Consider the following 13426-nt stretch of genomic DNA (forward strand, 5'->3'; position numbering starts at 1 on the left):
TCTTTAAGTGGATTGATCAGTTGGTCGCAGGGGCCAGGTCGGCATCGCCGCTCTGACGGAAAGTAATCAGGGTCACCAGCAGGGCCAGAATCGCCAGGGCCGCCGCGGCCAAAGGCACGCTGGTCAGGCCGAAACCGTGGGCAATCACGCTGCCACCGACCCAGGCGCCGAGCGCGTTGCCGATGTTGAAGGCGCCGATATTCAAGGTGGACACCAGGTTTGGAGCGGCCTTGCCGAAGGTCACCACGTTGATTTGCAGCGCCGGTACGGCGGCGAACGAAGCGGTGGCCCACAGGAACAGGGTGATTTCCGTCGGGATCACCGCGACGCTGGTCCAGGTCAACACCGTGGAGACCACTGCCATGCTGATGAACACGCCGATCAGGGTGGCGGCCAGGCGTTTGTCCGCCAGCTTGCCGCCGATGATGTTGCCGACGGTAAGCCCCAGGCCGATCAGCAGCAGGGTCCAGGTCACGCCTTTGGGCGACACGCCGGTGACATCGCCGAGCAGCGGTGCGACGTAAGTAAAGAGGGTGAACATGGACGCGGCGAACAACGCAGTCATGGTCAGCGACAGCCAGATGCCGGCGCCCTTGAGCGCGGCCAGTTCGGCGCGCATGTCGAGTTTTTCTTCGTCACGCTTGGCCGGCAGGAAGCGGATCAGACCGATCAAGGCGACTACGCCAATCACCGTCACCGCCCAAAAGGTCGAGCGCCAGCCGGCTTCCTGTCCCAGTGCGGTACCCAGCGGCACGCCGAGCACGTTGGCCAGGGTCAAACCGGTGAACATCAAGGCAACGGCCGAAGCCCGTTTGTTGGCCGGCACCAGGTTGGCCGCTACCACCGAACCGATCCCGAAGAACGCACCGTGGCACAGCGCGGTGACCACACGGGCAAACATCAGCACGTTGTAGTCACTGGCCAGGGCGCAGAGCAGGTTGCCGACAATAAAGATGCCCATCAACGCTACCAGGGCGGCCTTGCGTGGCAGCTTGGCGGTGGCCAGTGCCATGAACGGCGCGCCGATGGCCACGCCCAGGGCGTAGCCGGTGACCAGCCAGCCGGCGCCGGGGATCGACACGCCCAGGTCCGCCGCCACATCGGGCAGCAAGCCCATGATGACGAACTCGGTGGTGCCGATGGCGAAGGCGCTGAGGGCCAGTATGAGTAGCGAGAGGGGCATTGGCGTTTCCTTGTTACAGCGCTGCGTTTTCGTCAGCACTGAGTTCGGTGATGAGCGCCGCGAGGAAGGCCTGGATGGTTGCCTCGTTGCGTTTGAAAAAATGCCACTGCCCGGCCTTCTGGCTGCTGATCAACCCGGCGCGTTGCAAGGTGGCCAAATGGGCCGACACGGTCGACTGCGACAAGCCGCAGCGCTGGTCGATCTGCCCGGCACAGATCCCGTATTCGTGGTTGTGCACTTGCTCGGGAAACTGCACCTTCGGGTCTTTCAGCCAGGTGAGGATGTCTCGTCGTACTGGGTGTGCCAGGGCTTTTATTATTTCGTCGAGGTCAATGGACATGGCGGTTGCTCGGTTTCGTACAGCGTTATATCGCGATGAGGCGAACTTTAAATCGGTCTATCCCGATATACCAATATGATTTTGATCTGAGATCAGGCTATTTCGGTATATCGGGTTATAACGATACGTAATCGGCAGTGGTAGACTGCGCGGCATGAATTATCTCGCACATCTGCACCTGGGCGGCCAACTTCCTGCTCAATTGCTCGGCAGCCTGTATGGCGACTTTGTAAAAGGCCGCCTGCAAGGCCAGTTCAGCCCGCAAATCGAGTCGGCGATTCAGTTGCATCGCTCAATCGACCGCTTTACCGACAGCCACCCGCTGGTGGATGAGGCGTTGTCACGCTTCAGCCTGACCCGCAAGCGCTACGCCGGGATTGTCCTCGATGTGTTTTTCGACCACTGCCTGGCGCGGGATTGGGCGCTGTACGCCGAGCAGCCGCTGGAACGCTTCACTGCGCAGGTGTACCGCGTGCTGGCGGCCGAGCCGCAACTGCCGGGGCGGCTGGCGCAGATTGCGCCGTATATGGCGGCGGATGATTGGCTGGGCTCATACCGTGAGTTCGCGGTGATGGAGCAGGTGTTGCGCGGGATTTCGCGGCGGCTGACCCAGCCTCAGGAGCTGGGCCATGCGATGCAGGAGTTGCGGGTTTTGTATGAGCCGTTGAGTGAAGATTTTCGGTTGTTTTATCCAGAGCTACAGAAGTTTGCACAGCTCCAACTGACTACTGAGATCTAAATGTGGGAGCTGGTGTTCAGTTCATCTCAGGCCGCAAATGCAGGTCGAGCCGCCACCTGCTCAACTTCCGGCAACGGCCCAAACAACGCTTTCTGCACCGCCTGCTGCGCCTGATACGCCAGCGCCGCACGTTCCTGCCCGGCACAGGCAATCGGCTGGAGCACATGAATCTCCACATCACCCTGGTCATTACTGAACAGACGCATCAAGTGCGAGAGCAAATCATCATCGCCAATAAACGGTGCCAACGCATCCACCTGCCCATCACGCAAATAACGAATCGCTACCGGTTGCAGCGACACATCCGCATCAATCGCACTGGCCAGCAAACGCCCGTGGAACGTACGCAGGCTGCGCCCATCAGTGGTGGTGCCTTCGGGGAACATCAGCAGCGGATGCTGTTGCTCCAGATGGCGAGTCATCTGCTTGCGGATCAACTGGCTGTCGCCTGAGCCGCGGCGAATAAACAAGCTGCCGGCCTTGGCCGCCAACCATCCAGCCACCGGCCAGGTGCGCACTTCGGCCTTGGACAAAAACGACATCGGCGCCACCGCGCCGAGCAGCGGAATGTCGGTCCAGGACACGTGATTGCTTACCCACAGCATCGGCTGCGTCGGCAACTCACCGTGTACCGTCACGCGAAAGGGCAGGGCGTTAGTCAACCGTGCCATAAAAAACCGCGACCAACGCTGGCGCCGCACCATCGAGTTGGCAATGCCCATGCGTTCGAATACACCAAACACACTGGCCATGCTCAACCCCAGCGCCACCACCAGCAGCACCCGGGCAATGCGCCCGTACACGCGCAGGCGGCTCATCACATGGCCGCCTTGAAGTGGCGGGCGTAGCGCGGGCACAACTCATCGCGCTTGAGCAGGATGAACACGTCGGCCACCTGGAAGTCTTCATCCCAGCACGGCTCGCCGCAGATCTTCGCACCCAGGCGCATATAGGCTTTGAGCAGCGGCGGCATTTCCGCGATGACGTTGGACGGCAGGTCCAGCGCCGGCAGTGGTTTTTTCGGTTCGGCGCGCAGGTGCTCGTTGCACAGGTAGCGTTCGCGCAGGCGCTGCATGATCGCGTGAGCCTGGATGCCACCGTCGTGCATCGGGATGCTCGCGCAACCCATCAGGTAGCTGTAACCGCCCTGGTTGAGGACTTCGGCCAACTCGCCCCACAACACCGCGATGGTGCCGCCGTTGCGATAGGCCGGGTCGACGCAGGTGCGGCCGATCTCCAGGATCGGGCCTTGCAAGTGCAGCAAGCCGTGCAGGCTGAATTCTTCTTCGCTGTAGAACCGGCCCAAGGTGCTGGCGGCCTGGTGGTCGAGCAAACGGGTGGTGGCCACCAGTCGACCGCTGTTCAAATCCCGCACGCCTATATGGCTGCAGTGAACATCATAGTCATCCATGTCCAGACCCTGTTCCGCGCCTTTCAGCTTGGCGTTGAACTCGCCGCTGAACACGTTGAAACGCAGGGCCTGGGCTTCCTGCAAAGCCTTGGCGCCAACCAGGCGTTCGGCTTGCAGACGGCGTTCATTGCCGGTGTCGCTGATGCGGGCGATCTGAGTCATGGCGAATCTCCGAGTGCCGGCCACTTACCGGCCGGTCGACTTGTTTGTCCAAACTCAGGCTATGTAGGCTCGGTGTCAGCTCCATGAAGTTATGGTGACGCTTGGATGACAGGCCTTCCTGTCGCAAATCTGTCATGCGCCTGGGCTAGGCTCGCGGGCTTGAAAGCCCCCTTGAGTTTGCGTCCATGGTCCGAGGCCTGTTGTGCGTTGCCCTGCTGTTAGTCACCGCTGCCGCCCACGCCGACACCTGGCCGGACAAGGAATGGGCCAAGGGCGCGCCGCTCGAAGGCCCGGCGGTCGATGCACTGAATGCCTATGCTTTTCCACCCCGTGACGACGCCACTCGTAAAGGCATCCGCACCGACGCGCTGCTGGTGATCCGCGATGGCGTGATCATCTATGAACGCTACGGCGCGCCTAACACCGCCAGCACGCCGCACCTGACCTGGTCAGTGAGCAAAAGCCTGATGGCCACTGTGCTCGGCGTGGCCTACGGCGAAAATCGCTTCAAACTGAATGACCCGGCCGCGCGTTTTTACCCGCCGATGAAACAGCACCCCAAAGTCACCATGGCCGACCTGCTGCACTGGGCCTCGGGCCTGGACTGGCAGGAAGACTACGAATACGCCCCACTCAATTCCTCGGTGGTGGCGATGCTCTACACCCGTGGCCGCAGCGACATGGCCGAGTTTGCCGCAGGCACCGAGGCCGCCGCCGCACCGGGCCAGGCCTTTCGTTATTCCAGCGGCGACAGCAATATTTTGTCCGCCGCCCTCAAAGGCATGCTCGGCCACAAGGCCTATATGAGTTACCCGTGGGACGCGCTGTTCAAGCCGCTGGGCATTCACAACGCCACGTGGGAAACCGACGCCGACGAAACCTTCGTCGCCTCGTCCTATGCCTACCTGACGGCTCGCGATTTAGCGCGGGTCGGCCTGCTGATGGCGCGCGACGGTCGTTGGGGAGAGCAGCAGTTGCTGCCTAAAGAGTGGGTCGCCTTCAACCGCCAGCCATTCGATAAATACAAGGCCGGCCAGGACGACGCCGTCCCCGGCGGGCAATGGTGGCTCAACCTCGACGTACAAGGTGCCCCAAGACCCTGGCCCGATGCGCCTGCCGACACCTTCGCCGCCCTCGGCCATTGGGGCCAGGCGCTCTATGTGCTGCCCGACGAACACCTGGTGATCGTGCGCTACGGCGATGACCGTGACGGCACTTACCGTCACAACGAACTGCTCAAGCGCGTACTGGCGGCGGTGCAACCATGATCCGTCGTCATCCGTTTATCAGCGTGTTTTTGCTGCTGTTGCTCGCCCTGTCGGGCTGGGTGTGGCACGAACGCGTCAACCTGCAAGCCTTCCCCGACATCATCGCGGCGTACACGGCCAAGGAATATTGCTCGTGCCGGTATGTGGAAAACAACCCGGCGGAGTATTGCCTGGGGTATGTGAAGCAGTATGTGCCGACCAGTGCGTTCACTGATTCGCCGGAACGCAGTGAAGTGACGGCGAGTGGTTTAGGACGCACGCACACGGCGCGCTGGTTGGGTGATCGCCAGGGCTGCCGCCTCAACCCCTGACGCACCAAAGATTCTCTGTGGGAGCTGGCTTGCCTGCGATGACGGCGGCACAGGCAACAGTGATGTTGACTGACCGGCCGCTATCGCAGGCAAGCCAGCTCCCACATGGATTTGTGCTGATCTTGGGAAATGAGGCAGTCCGGACAGGCGCCCGATGCACTGCACCGGGCGCGGACGACTTACTGCGGGGTTGGGCTGCCAGGCTGCAAGGCCAGCAACAGGTCATCGATGATCGCCTTGCCCATTTCCCCCAGGTAATGCGAGGCGAATGCAAACTTCTCCGCCTTGGGGTCCATGGCAGCTTCAAGGGAGAGCATTTTTGCGTAATAGAGCACATGGGATGCGTGTTCGAGGGCTTCTACGAGCGGAACCCCGGCGTTGACGCGGAAGAGTTTCAGGTGGCTTTTGTTTTCTCCGCAGTCTGCGAAGGTGGCGGCGCCGATGGTTTCGGCTGAGGGTATTTCGTACGGCATAAGCTTGCTCCTTTGGTACAACCAAAAAGAGCTGCCAGTCACGATTCCAAGCATGAGGGTGGCAGCTGTACGCAGGTTGGAATCCGAGAAGAAGCGACTCGGCAGGCACAAGGCCTCCCACGCACAGCCGCCATAAAGCACAAACAGCGGGCACAAAAAAGCGCCGACTGATTGTATGACGACGCTGTAGCGTCTTCTTTCTCGGGATTCCACGCCCGGTCACTGATGAGCAGCGACGGAAGCGAGGTTAACCTTATGCACGCGCCGTCGCAACCGGTGGCAAATGGCTGTGCGCTTTCTGTGGCGAGGGAGCTTGCTCCCGTTTGACTGCGCAGCAGTCACCGGCTTATGGGGGCGCTTCGCACCCCAGCGCAAGCAAGCTTGCTCGCCACAGGGTTATGCGCAGTCGCAACCGGTAGCAAATGGCGGTGCGCTTTATGTGGCGAGGGAGCTTGCTCCCGTTTGACTGCGCAGCAGTCACCGGCTTTTTGGGGGGCGCTTCGCACCCCAGCGCAAGCAAGCTTGCTCGCCACAGGGTTATGCGCCGTCGCAACCGGTGGCAAATGGCGGTGCGCTTTGTGTGGCGAGGGAGCTTGCTCCCGTTTGACTGCGCAGCAGTCACCGGCTTTTTGGGCGCGCTTCGCACCCCAGCGCAAGCAAGCTTGCTCGCCACAGGGTTATTAGGTGTCGGCCTCAGGTTCCACCCAGTGGAACCACCTTTGATTGTCCTCGTGCCCACATCGCGCTTAGCTGTCGATGTGCCGCCAACAAGAACGGGACCACCCGCCTGTGAGGAGAATCACCATGCGCCCACACCAGCACATTCTGGATTGGCTCAGCGATGTCGCCAGCGACTTGCACGCTGTGCGCCACGATATCCATGCCCATCCCGAACTCGGCTTTGAAGAAAACCGCACCAGCGCGCTCGTTGCGCAGTCCTTGAAAGAATGGGGCTACGAGGTGCACACCGGCATCGGCAAAACCGGTGTGGTCGGCGTGCTGCGCAATGGCAGCAGCTCGCGCACGCTGGGCATTCGCGCCGACATGGACGCCTTGCCCATCATCGAGAACACCGGCGCGGCCTACACCAGCCAGCACGCTGGTTGCATGCACGCCTGCGGGCATGACGGCCACACCACCATGCTGCTCGGCGCCGCGCGTTACTTGGCGGCGACGCGGCAATTTGACGGCACCTTGAACCTGATTTTCCAACCCGCCGAAGAAGGCCAGGGCGGCGCCGAGGCGATGCTGGCCGATGGTTTGCTCGAGCGCTTCCCGTGCGATGGCCTGTTCGGCATGCACAATATGCCGGGCTTGCCGGCGGGGCATCTGGGCCTGCGGGTCGGGCCGATGATGGCCTCGCAGGACTTGCTCACGGTGACGCTGGAAGGCGTCGGTGGCCACGGTTCCATGCCGCATCTGACGGTGGATCCGCTGGTGGCGGCGGCGAGTATGGTCATGGCGTTGCAAACGGTGGTGGCGCGCAATATCGACACCCAGGAAGCCGCCGTGGTCACGGTCGGTGCGCTGCAAGCGGGGCAGGCCGCCAACGTGATTCCTCAGCAAGCGCTGTTGCGCCTGAGCCTGCGCGCACTGAACCCCAAGGTCAGGGAACAGATGCTCGAGCGCGTCAACGCCATCATCCAGACCCAAGCCGCGAGCTTCGGCTGCACGGTGCAGGTCGAACACCGCCCGGCCTACCCGGTGCTGGTCAACCACGCCGAAGAAACCGAGTTCGCTCGCCAGGTCGGCATTGCCTTGCTCGGCGCCGACGCGGTGGACGGCAACACCCGCACGCTGATGGGCAGTGAAGACTTCGCCTGGATGCTGCAACGCTGCGCCGGCAGTTACCTGTTTATCGGCAACGGCGTGTCGCGGCCGATGGTGCATAACCCTGCCTATGACTTCAACGACGACATCCTGCTGACCGGCGCCGCCTACTGGGGCGCGCTGGCCGAGAGCTGGCTCAAGCCTGCCTGACGACCTCTTTTTTTCTGCCGCTGGACCCTTGCCCTTATCGGTTGAATGGAGTGTTCCTCATGCAGACTTCAAACACAGGCGTATCGCGCACCCGCCAGGTGGTGGCGGCTGTGATCGGCAATGCGCTGGAATGGTATGACTTTATCGTTTACGGCTTTCTGGCCAGCATCATCGCGCGGCAATTCTTTCCGTCGCAGGATGAATACGCCTCGCTGCTGATGGCCTTGGCCACCTTCGGCGTGGGCTTTTTCATGCGCCCGGTGGGCGGCATCCTGCTCGGCATTTATGCCGACCGCAAAGGCCGCAAAGCCGCGATGCAGTTGATTATCCGGCTGATGACCGTGTCTATCGCGCTGATCGCTTTCGCGCCCAATTACGCCGCCATCGGCATGGGCGCGCCGTTGCTGATTGTGGTGGCGCGCATGCTCCAGGGCTTTGCCACCGGCGGTGAGTACGCGAGTGCCACGGCGTTTCTGGTGGAAAGTGCGCCGGCCCATCGCAAGGGCTTGTATGGCTCCTGGCAGTTGGTGGGGCAATGCCTGGCGGTATTTGGTGGGGCGGCGATGGTGGCGTTGGTCACGCACTTCTTTTCGCCGCAAACCCTCGACCTGTGGGGCTGGCGCGTGCCGTTTGTGCTGGGCTTGCTGATCGGCCCGGTGGGGTTGTGGATTCGCAGGAACCTGGAAGACCCGGAAGAATTTATCCAGGCGCGCAAGCAGGCCACCGGCCCGGCGCCGAGCCTGATGGATGTGCTGCGTGAGCATCGGCGCAGTATCCTCGTGTCCATGGGCTTGGCCTGCGGCGCGACGGTGTCGTTCTACGTGGTGCTGGTGAATATGCCGACCTTCGCGCACAAGAGCCTCGGTTTGCCGCTGGACCAGGTGCTGATGGTGCAGATGTTCGCAGTGGCGCTGATGACCGTGGTGATTCCGCTGTCCGGCATGCTCTCGGACCGGCTGGGGCGGCGGCCGGTGTTGATGGCTTTCACCCTGGCATTCTTTGTGATGGTTTACCCGTTGTATGTGTGGGTGGCCGCGGCACCGTCCATCGAGCGCTTGCTGGTGATGCAAGTGCTGCTGTGCACGGTCATCGGCGGCTTTTTCGGCCCGGCACCGACGGCCCTGGCCGAGCAGTTTCCGATTGAGGTGAGGTCAACGGGTGTGTCGGTGGCTTATAACGTCGCGGTCATGGTGTTCGGCGGTTTCGCACCGTTGATCGTGACTTGGCTGACCAAAGTACTGGGTACGCCAGTGGCGCCGTCGTTTTATGTACTGTTCGCTTGCGTGCTGACGTTGATGGGCACTTACTGCATGCACGAAGCCCCACGGGCGAAAAAACCGCTGCCCTTTTCCAATGAGGTGAAGCCTTGAGCCGTGTTGATTGGGATGCCACGCAGCTGTCGCAAGCGATCCATGCGCGGCAGGTGTCGTGTGAAGACGTGATGGGCGATTACCTGGCGCAGATCCAGCGTTTTAACCCGAGTGTGAATGCGCTGGTGTCGTTACGTGATGCCGATGAAGTGCTGGCCGAAGCGCGTGCCTGTGATCGTGAGTTGGACCAGGGCCAATCGCGAGGCTGGATGCACGGCATGCCCCAGGCGATCAAGGATTTGGCGGCCACCAAGGGCTTGCGCACCACCTTGGGCTCGCCGCTGTTCGCCGAGCATGTGCCCGCCGAAGATGCGATCAGCGTGTCGCGCGTACGGGCCAGCGGCGCGATCATCATCGGCAAGACCAACGTGCCGGAATTCGGCCTCGGCTCGCAGACCTACAACACGCTGTTCGGCACCACCGGCAATGCCTATGACCCACGTTTGGTGGCCGGAGGCAGCAGCGGCGGGGCGGCGGTGGCGCTGGCGTTGCGCATGTTGCCGGTGGCCGATGGCAGCGACATGATGGGTTCGCTGCGCAACCCGGCGGCGTTCAATAATGTGTTTGGTTTGCGCCCTTCACAGGGGCGCGTGCCCCACGGGCCGGTGCCGGAATTGTTTGTGCAGCAACTGGGCACCGAAGGCCCAATGGGCCGCAGCGTCACGGATGTGGCGAAGTTATTGAGTATCCAGGCCGGTTACGACCCTCGGGTGCCGCTCTCATCCAAGGACGATCCGTCGGTGTTCGGCTTGCCGTTGCAGCGCGATTTTAAAGGCGCGCGCCTGGGCTGGCTGGGGGATTACAACGGCTACCTGCCGATGGACGAGGGTGTGATGAGCCTGTGCGAGTCGGCTCTCGGCGATTTTGCTGCGCTGGGCTGCGAGGTGGAAAGCTGCCAGCCGGAATTTTCCCTGGCGCGGCTATGGCGCTGCTGGCTGGTGCATCGCCATTGGTTGGTGCACGGCAACCTCGGTGCGGCCTACGCCAACCCGCAAAAACGCGCGTTGCTTAAACCCGAAGCGCAATGGGAAGTGGAGGGCGGGCTGGGCTTGAGTGCGCAGCAGGTGTACCAGGCGTCGGTGGACCGCAGCGAGTGGTATCGCGCCTTGGCCAAGCTGTTTGAACGTTACGATTTCCTGCTGTTGCCCACCGCCCAAGTGTTCCCTTTTGATGCACAACAGGCGTGGCCGCGCAGGGTGGGTGGGCGTGAAATGGACACCTATCACCGGTGGATGGAAGTGGTGATCGGCCCTACATTGGCGGGCTTGCCGAGCATGAGCATTCCGGTGGGCTTCAATCCTCAAGGCTTGCCCATGGGCTTGCAGATCATCGGCCCGGCCCAGGCGGACCGCGCTGTCTTGCAGCTGGCTTATGCTCATGAACAGCTGACGCAATGGGTACAACGCCGCCCGCCTGCGTGCCTTGAATCGATGAGTTGACCTGCGATCGGGCCTGTATCTTGCTGTGAAAAATGATCATCCACCGGCAACAGGGAGATCGAACATGGAGACAGGCACGGTACGGTCGGTTGAGCGCGCACTCGCCATCGTCGAACTGCTCGGCGAACACCAGGCCTTGGGGTTGGAGGAGTTGCACTACCTCACACGACTGCCCAAGGCGACGGTGTCGCGCATGTTGCTGACCTTGCAGGAACAGGGGTGGGTCTATCGCGGCCTCAGCGACCGTCGTTACCGCCTGCGCGCCCAGCGCTTGTTCGGCGACACCCAGCAACGTTTCAAGCGCCAGGTGGTGGAAAGCGCCGCGCCCTGGCTGCTGGAACTCAGCGAGCGCACCGGGCTGGTGGTGGATTTATCCTGCTTTGATGGTGAGCGCCTGGAAGTCATGGAAAGCGCGATCCCCAGTGTGTTGCGCAAGCTGTACCCCAACAACTGCCAGATCGTCGGCCAGCACGCCAGCCTGTTTCACTCGGCGATGGGCAAGGCATGCCTGACGCAATTGCCGGTTGAGGAGGTGCAGCGTCTGGCGGGCCGCGATCATGTGGCCGCGGACGAGCAGGTGCATACCTGCGAGCAAACCCAGCACCAGGGGTTTGGCCAGCGCACTGAAGGCTATTGGGAATACCCGGTGCGCCTGCCGTTTCTGATTCGCGCGGTGGCCTTGCCGGTGCAGGCCAATGGGCGGCTGGTGGGCAGTATGGCGTTGCACTGGCCGATGCATCAGGCGCCGGTGGAGCGCGTATTGAACCTGCACATGGCCAGCCTCGAAGCGACGGTGCGCGATGTGCAGCGGGCGCTGATCTGAAGGCAACCACCGAACTCTGTGGGAGCTGGCTTGCCTGCGATAGCGGCAGGTCAGTCACCCTTGCTGCTGGCTGTGCCGCCGTCATCGCAGGCAAGCCAGCTCCCACATTGGATTTGCGCCGCTTGTGAGATTGCGCTTAAGGTTCGTGCAGGTTTTTTGCCCCATGAGTTTCTATGTTCAATCTCAAACCCCTGGCCTTCACGCTGTTGACGTGCGCCGCCTTGCCTGCCCACGCCGACTGGTACCTGGATAACGAATCCTCGCGCCTGTCGTTCGTCACTACCAAGAACACCGAGATTGCCGAGGTGCATCGCTTCCTGGTGTTGCACGGCAAGGTCGACAGCAAAGGCGCGGCGCAGCTTGAGGTCGAGATGGAGTCGATCAACAGCGGCATCCCGCTGCGCGATGAGCGCATGCGCAATGACCTGTTCCAGATCAAGGCCTTCCCCGAAGCGCTGATCAGCGCGCAGATTAATCTGCAACCGATCAATGACCTGGCCCCAGGCGCGCAAATTGAGTTGCGCCTGCCACTGTCGGTGACTTTGCACGGCAAGACTCAAACCTACAGCGCCGAACTGCTCGCCACACGTCTGGATGACCGGCGTTTCCAAGTGGTAACCCTGGAACCTGTGGTGCTGCATGCCGAGGATTTCGATTTGGTGCCGGGTGTGGCGGCACTGCGCAAGGCGGCCGGCTTGGCGTCGATCAGTTTGTCGGTGCCGGTCGGTGCGGTGCTGATTTTCACGGCGCGCTGACGTGAGCGGCGCAGTGTTCCCATGGCGCAGCGCCAACCGCTTCGAGTTGCTGATCGACGGCCCGAGTTTCTTCCCGCAGATGCTGGTGGGTATTGCCCGGGCCGAGCGCCAGGTCGATCTGGAGTTGTACCTGGTGGAGGCGGGTGCTTGCGCTGAAGCCATGGTGCAAGCGTTGGTGCAAGCCGCCGAGCGCGGCGTGCAGGTGCGCTGCCTGTTTGATGATTACGGCAGCCTGGCCTTCACGCTGGGCCTGCGTAAGCGCCTCACCGACGCGGGCGTGCAACTGCGCTTCTACAATCGCCTGAGCTGGCGCCGTTGGATGCGTAACCTGTACCGCGACCATCGCAAACTGTTGCTGATTGATCAGGGCATCGCCGTGGTCGGCGGCACGGGCGTTACCGATGAGTTCTGGACGCCAGGGCAAGACACCGCCGACTGGCATGAAGTGATGGTGCAGATCAGCGGCCCGTTGGTGCTGGACTGGCAGGCGTTGTTCGACCGCCAATGGCACGCCAACGCGGCGCGCCGCGAGTGGAAACCCGCCACCCATTTCGGTTTGCCGCGCTTGCCCAAGGTGCCGGCCACCGGGCCTGGCCTGGGGCGCGTGGCGTATGCCGATGCTCGTCAGCACCGCGATATTTTGCAGTCGCTGATCCGCGCGCTGAACAGCAGCAAGACGCGCATCTGGCTGGCCACCCCGTATTTTCTACCGACCTGGAGCGTACGCCGTGCGTTGCGCCGCGCAGCCGGGCGTGGCGTGGATGTGCGTTTATTGCTGACCGGCCCGCGCACCGATCACCCTTCAGTGCGCTACGCCGGGCACCGTTATTACCCACGGTTGTTGCGTGCAGGCGTGCAGATCTTTGAATACCAGCCGTGTTTTTTGCACCTGAAAATGGTGCTGGTGGACGACTGGGTGAGCGTTGGCTCGTGCAATTTCGACCACTGGAATTTGCGCTTTAACCTGGAGGCCAACCTGGAAGCGCTCGACCCAGAATTGACGGCAGCGGTGGTGGGCAGTTTCGAGGGTGATTTTGCCAAGAGCCAGGCGGTGAGCCTGGCGGCCTGGAAGGCGCGGCCACTGTGGCGGCGGGTGAAGCAGCGGGTGTGGGGCTGGATTGATCGGTTGGTGGTCAACCTGCTGGATCGGCGGGGGTAGGACACCCCCGCCT

The 13426-nt window shown here is 62.1% G+C and carries 14 protein-coding genes; 9 read left to right on the forward strand and 5 right to left on the reverse strand.

Annotated features, from left to right (window positions below):
* Positions 1-16 precede the first annotated feature (16 nt).
* Complete coding sequence (locus tag HBO41_RS05990) at positions 17-1183, reverse strand: MFS transporter (RefSeq protein WP_017137251.1); 1167 nt, start codon at positions 1181-1183, stop codon at positions 17-19.
* A gap of 13 nt (positions 1184-1196) precedes the next feature.
* On the reverse strand, positions 1197-1523 hold the full coding sequence (locus tag HBO41_RS05995) for a helix-turn-helix transcriptional regulator (protein ID WP_017137252.1): 327 nt from the start codon (positions 1521-1523) through the stop codon (positions 1197-1199).
* Between the two features lie 154 nt (positions 1524-1677).
* On the opposite strand from HBO41_RS05995, the gene HBO41_RS06000 reads away from it, so the two are divergent.
* The gene (locus HBO41_RS06000; RefSeq protein WP_017137253.1) at positions 1678-2262 is read left to right on the forward strand and encodes an ACP phosphodiesterase; all 585 of its coding nucleotides are present in this window, start codon (positions 1678-1680) and stop codon (positions 2260-2262) included.
* Positions 2263-2288: 26 nt separating this feature from the next.
* Here the strand turns inward: HBO41_RS06000 and HBO41_RS06005 are convergent, their stop codons facing one another.
* Together HBO41_RS06005 and olsB are read right to left on the reverse strand one after the other, a co-directional pair.
* On the reverse strand, positions 2289-3080 hold the full coding sequence (locus HBO41_RS06005) for a lysophospholipid acyltransferase family protein (protein ID WP_017137254.1): 792 nt from the start codon (positions 3078-3080) through the stop codon (positions 2289-2291).
* A complete protein-coding gene (gene olsB / locus HBO41_RS06010; RefSeq protein WP_017137255.1) occupies positions 3080-3835 on the reverse strand; it encodes an L-ornithine N(alpha)-acyltransferase in 756 nt (251 codons plus the stop codon). Before olsB ends, HBO41_RS06005 begins: the two co-directional genes overlap by 1 nt.
* A gap of 185 nt (positions 3836-4020) precedes the next feature.
* Between olsB and HBO41_RS06015 the strand changes: the two genes are divergently transcribed.
* Together HBO41_RS06015 and HBO41_RS06020 are read left to right on the forward strand one after the other, a co-directional pair.
* A complete protein-coding gene (locus HBO41_RS06015) occupies positions 4021-5103 on the forward strand; it encodes a serine hydrolase (protein WP_017137256.1) in 1083 nt (360 codons plus the stop codon).
* Positions 5100-5414, forward strand: coding sequence for a hypothetical protein (locus tag HBO41_RS06020; RefSeq protein ID WP_017137257.1), 315 nt, complete (start codon positions 5100-5102; stop codon positions 5412-5414). The genes HBO41_RS06015 and HBO41_RS06020 overlap by 4 nt, the downstream gene beginning before the upstream one ends.
* 179 nt (positions 5415-5593) lie before the next feature.
* Here HBO41_RS06020 and HBO41_RS06025 read toward each other — a convergent pair whose 3' ends face one another.
* Positions 5594-5887, reverse strand: a complete 294-nt coding sequence (locus tag HBO41_RS06025; RefSeq protein WP_099548603.1) for a DUF3077 domain-containing protein — start codon at positions 5885-5887, stop codon at positions 5594-5596.
* 804 nt (positions 5888-6691) lie between these two features.
* Between HBO41_RS06025 and HBO41_RS06030 the strand changes: the two genes are divergently transcribed.
* The 6 genes from HBO41_RS06030 to HBO41_RS06055 all read left to right on the forward strand — a co-directional run bounded on the left by HBO41_RS06030 (position 6692) and on the right by HBO41_RS06055 (position 13413).
* Positions 6692-7867, forward strand: a complete 1176-nt coding sequence (locus tag HBO41_RS06030; protein WP_099548604.1) for a M20 aminoacylase family protein — start codon at positions 6692-6694, stop codon at positions 7865-7867.
* 59 nt (positions 7868-7926) lie between these two features.
* Positions 7927-9237, forward strand: coding sequence for a citrate-proton symporter (locus HBO41_RS06035; protein ID WP_099548605.1), 1311 nt, complete (start codon positions 7927-7929; stop codon positions 9235-9237).
* Positions 9234-10676, forward strand: coding sequence for an amidase (locus tag HBO41_RS06040; protein WP_169985450.1), 1443 nt, complete (start codon positions 9234-9236; stop codon positions 10674-10676). The genes HBO41_RS06035 and HBO41_RS06040 overlap by 4 nt, the downstream gene beginning before the upstream one ends.
* 64 nt (positions 10677-10740) lie before the next feature.
* On the forward strand, positions 10741-11499 hold the full coding sequence (locus HBO41_RS06045; protein ID WP_017137263.1) for an IclR family transcriptional regulator: 759 nt from the start codon (positions 10741-10743) through the stop codon (positions 11497-11499).
* A gap of 173 nt (positions 11500-11672) precedes the next feature.
* Positions 11673-12254: a YceI family protein gene (locus HBO41_RS06050; protein WP_017137264.1), complete on the forward strand. Its 582-nt coding sequence runs from the start codon at positions 11673-11675 to the stop codon at positions 12252-12254.
* A gap of 1 nt (position 12255) precedes the next feature.
* Entirely contained in the window at positions 12256-13413 is a 1158-nt protein-coding gene (locus HBO41_RS06055) for a phosphatidylserine/phosphatidylglycerophosphate/cardiolipin synthase family protein (RefSeq protein ID WP_099548607.1), read from the forward strand.
* Positions 13414-13426 lie beyond the last annotated feature (13 nt).

It is taken from the genome of Pseudomonas sp. WS 5146, from assembly GCF_012985495.1.
Taxonomy (GTDB): domain Bacteria; phylum Pseudomonadota; class Gammaproteobacteria; order Pseudomonadales; family Pseudomonadaceae; genus Aquipseudomonas; species Aquipseudomonas edaphica.

Excerpts from the sequence above, each read along its gene's own strand:
- HBO41_RS05990 (WP_017137251.1), bottom strand. The coding sequence starts at position 1,183 with ATGCCCCTCTCGCTACTCATACTGGCCCTCAGCGCCTTCGCCATCGGC.
- HBO41_RS05995 (WP_017137252.1), bottom strand. The coding sequence starts at position 1,523 with ATGTCCATTGACCTCGACGAAATAATAAAAGCCCTGGCACACCCAGTA.
- HBO41_RS06000 (WP_017137253.1), top strand. The coding sequence starts at position 1,678 with ATGAATTATCTCGCACATCTGCACCTGGGCGGCCAACTTCCTGCTCAA.
- HBO41_RS06005 (WP_017137254.1), bottom strand. The coding sequence starts at position 3,080 with ATGAGCCGCCTGCGCGTGTACGGGCGCATTGCCCGGGTGCTGCTGGTG.
- olsB (WP_017137255.1), bottom strand. The coding sequence starts at position 3,835 with ATGACTCAGATCGCCCGCATCAGCGACACCGGCAATGAACGCCGTCTG.
- HBO41_RS06015 (WP_017137256.1), top strand. The coding sequence starts at position 4,021 with ATGGTCCGAGGCCTGTTGTGCGTTGCCCTGCTGTTAGTCACCGCTGCC.
- HBO41_RS06020 (WP_017137257.1), top strand. The coding sequence starts at position 5,100 with ATGATCCGTCGTCATCCGTTTATCAGCGTGTTTTTGCTGCTGTTGCTC.
- HBO41_RS06025 (WP_099548603.1), bottom strand. The coding sequence starts at position 5,887 with ATGCCGTACGAAATACCCTCAGCCGAAACCATCGGCGCCGCCACCTTC.
- HBO41_RS06030 (WP_099548604.1), top strand. The coding sequence starts at position 6,692 with ATGCGCCCACACCAGCACATTCTGGATTGGCTCAGCGATGTCGCCAGC.
- HBO41_RS06035 (WP_099548605.1), top strand. The coding sequence starts at position 7,927 with ATGCAGACTTCAAACACAGGCGTATCGCGCACCCGCCAGGTGGTGGCG.
- HBO41_RS06045 (WP_017137263.1), top strand. The coding sequence starts at position 10,741 with ATGGAGACAGGCACGGTACGGTCGGTTGAGCGCGCACTCGCCATCGTC.
- HBO41_RS06050 (WP_017137264.1), top strand. The coding sequence starts at position 11,673 with ATGTTCAATCTCAAACCCCTGGCCTTCACGCTGTTGACGTGCGCCGCC.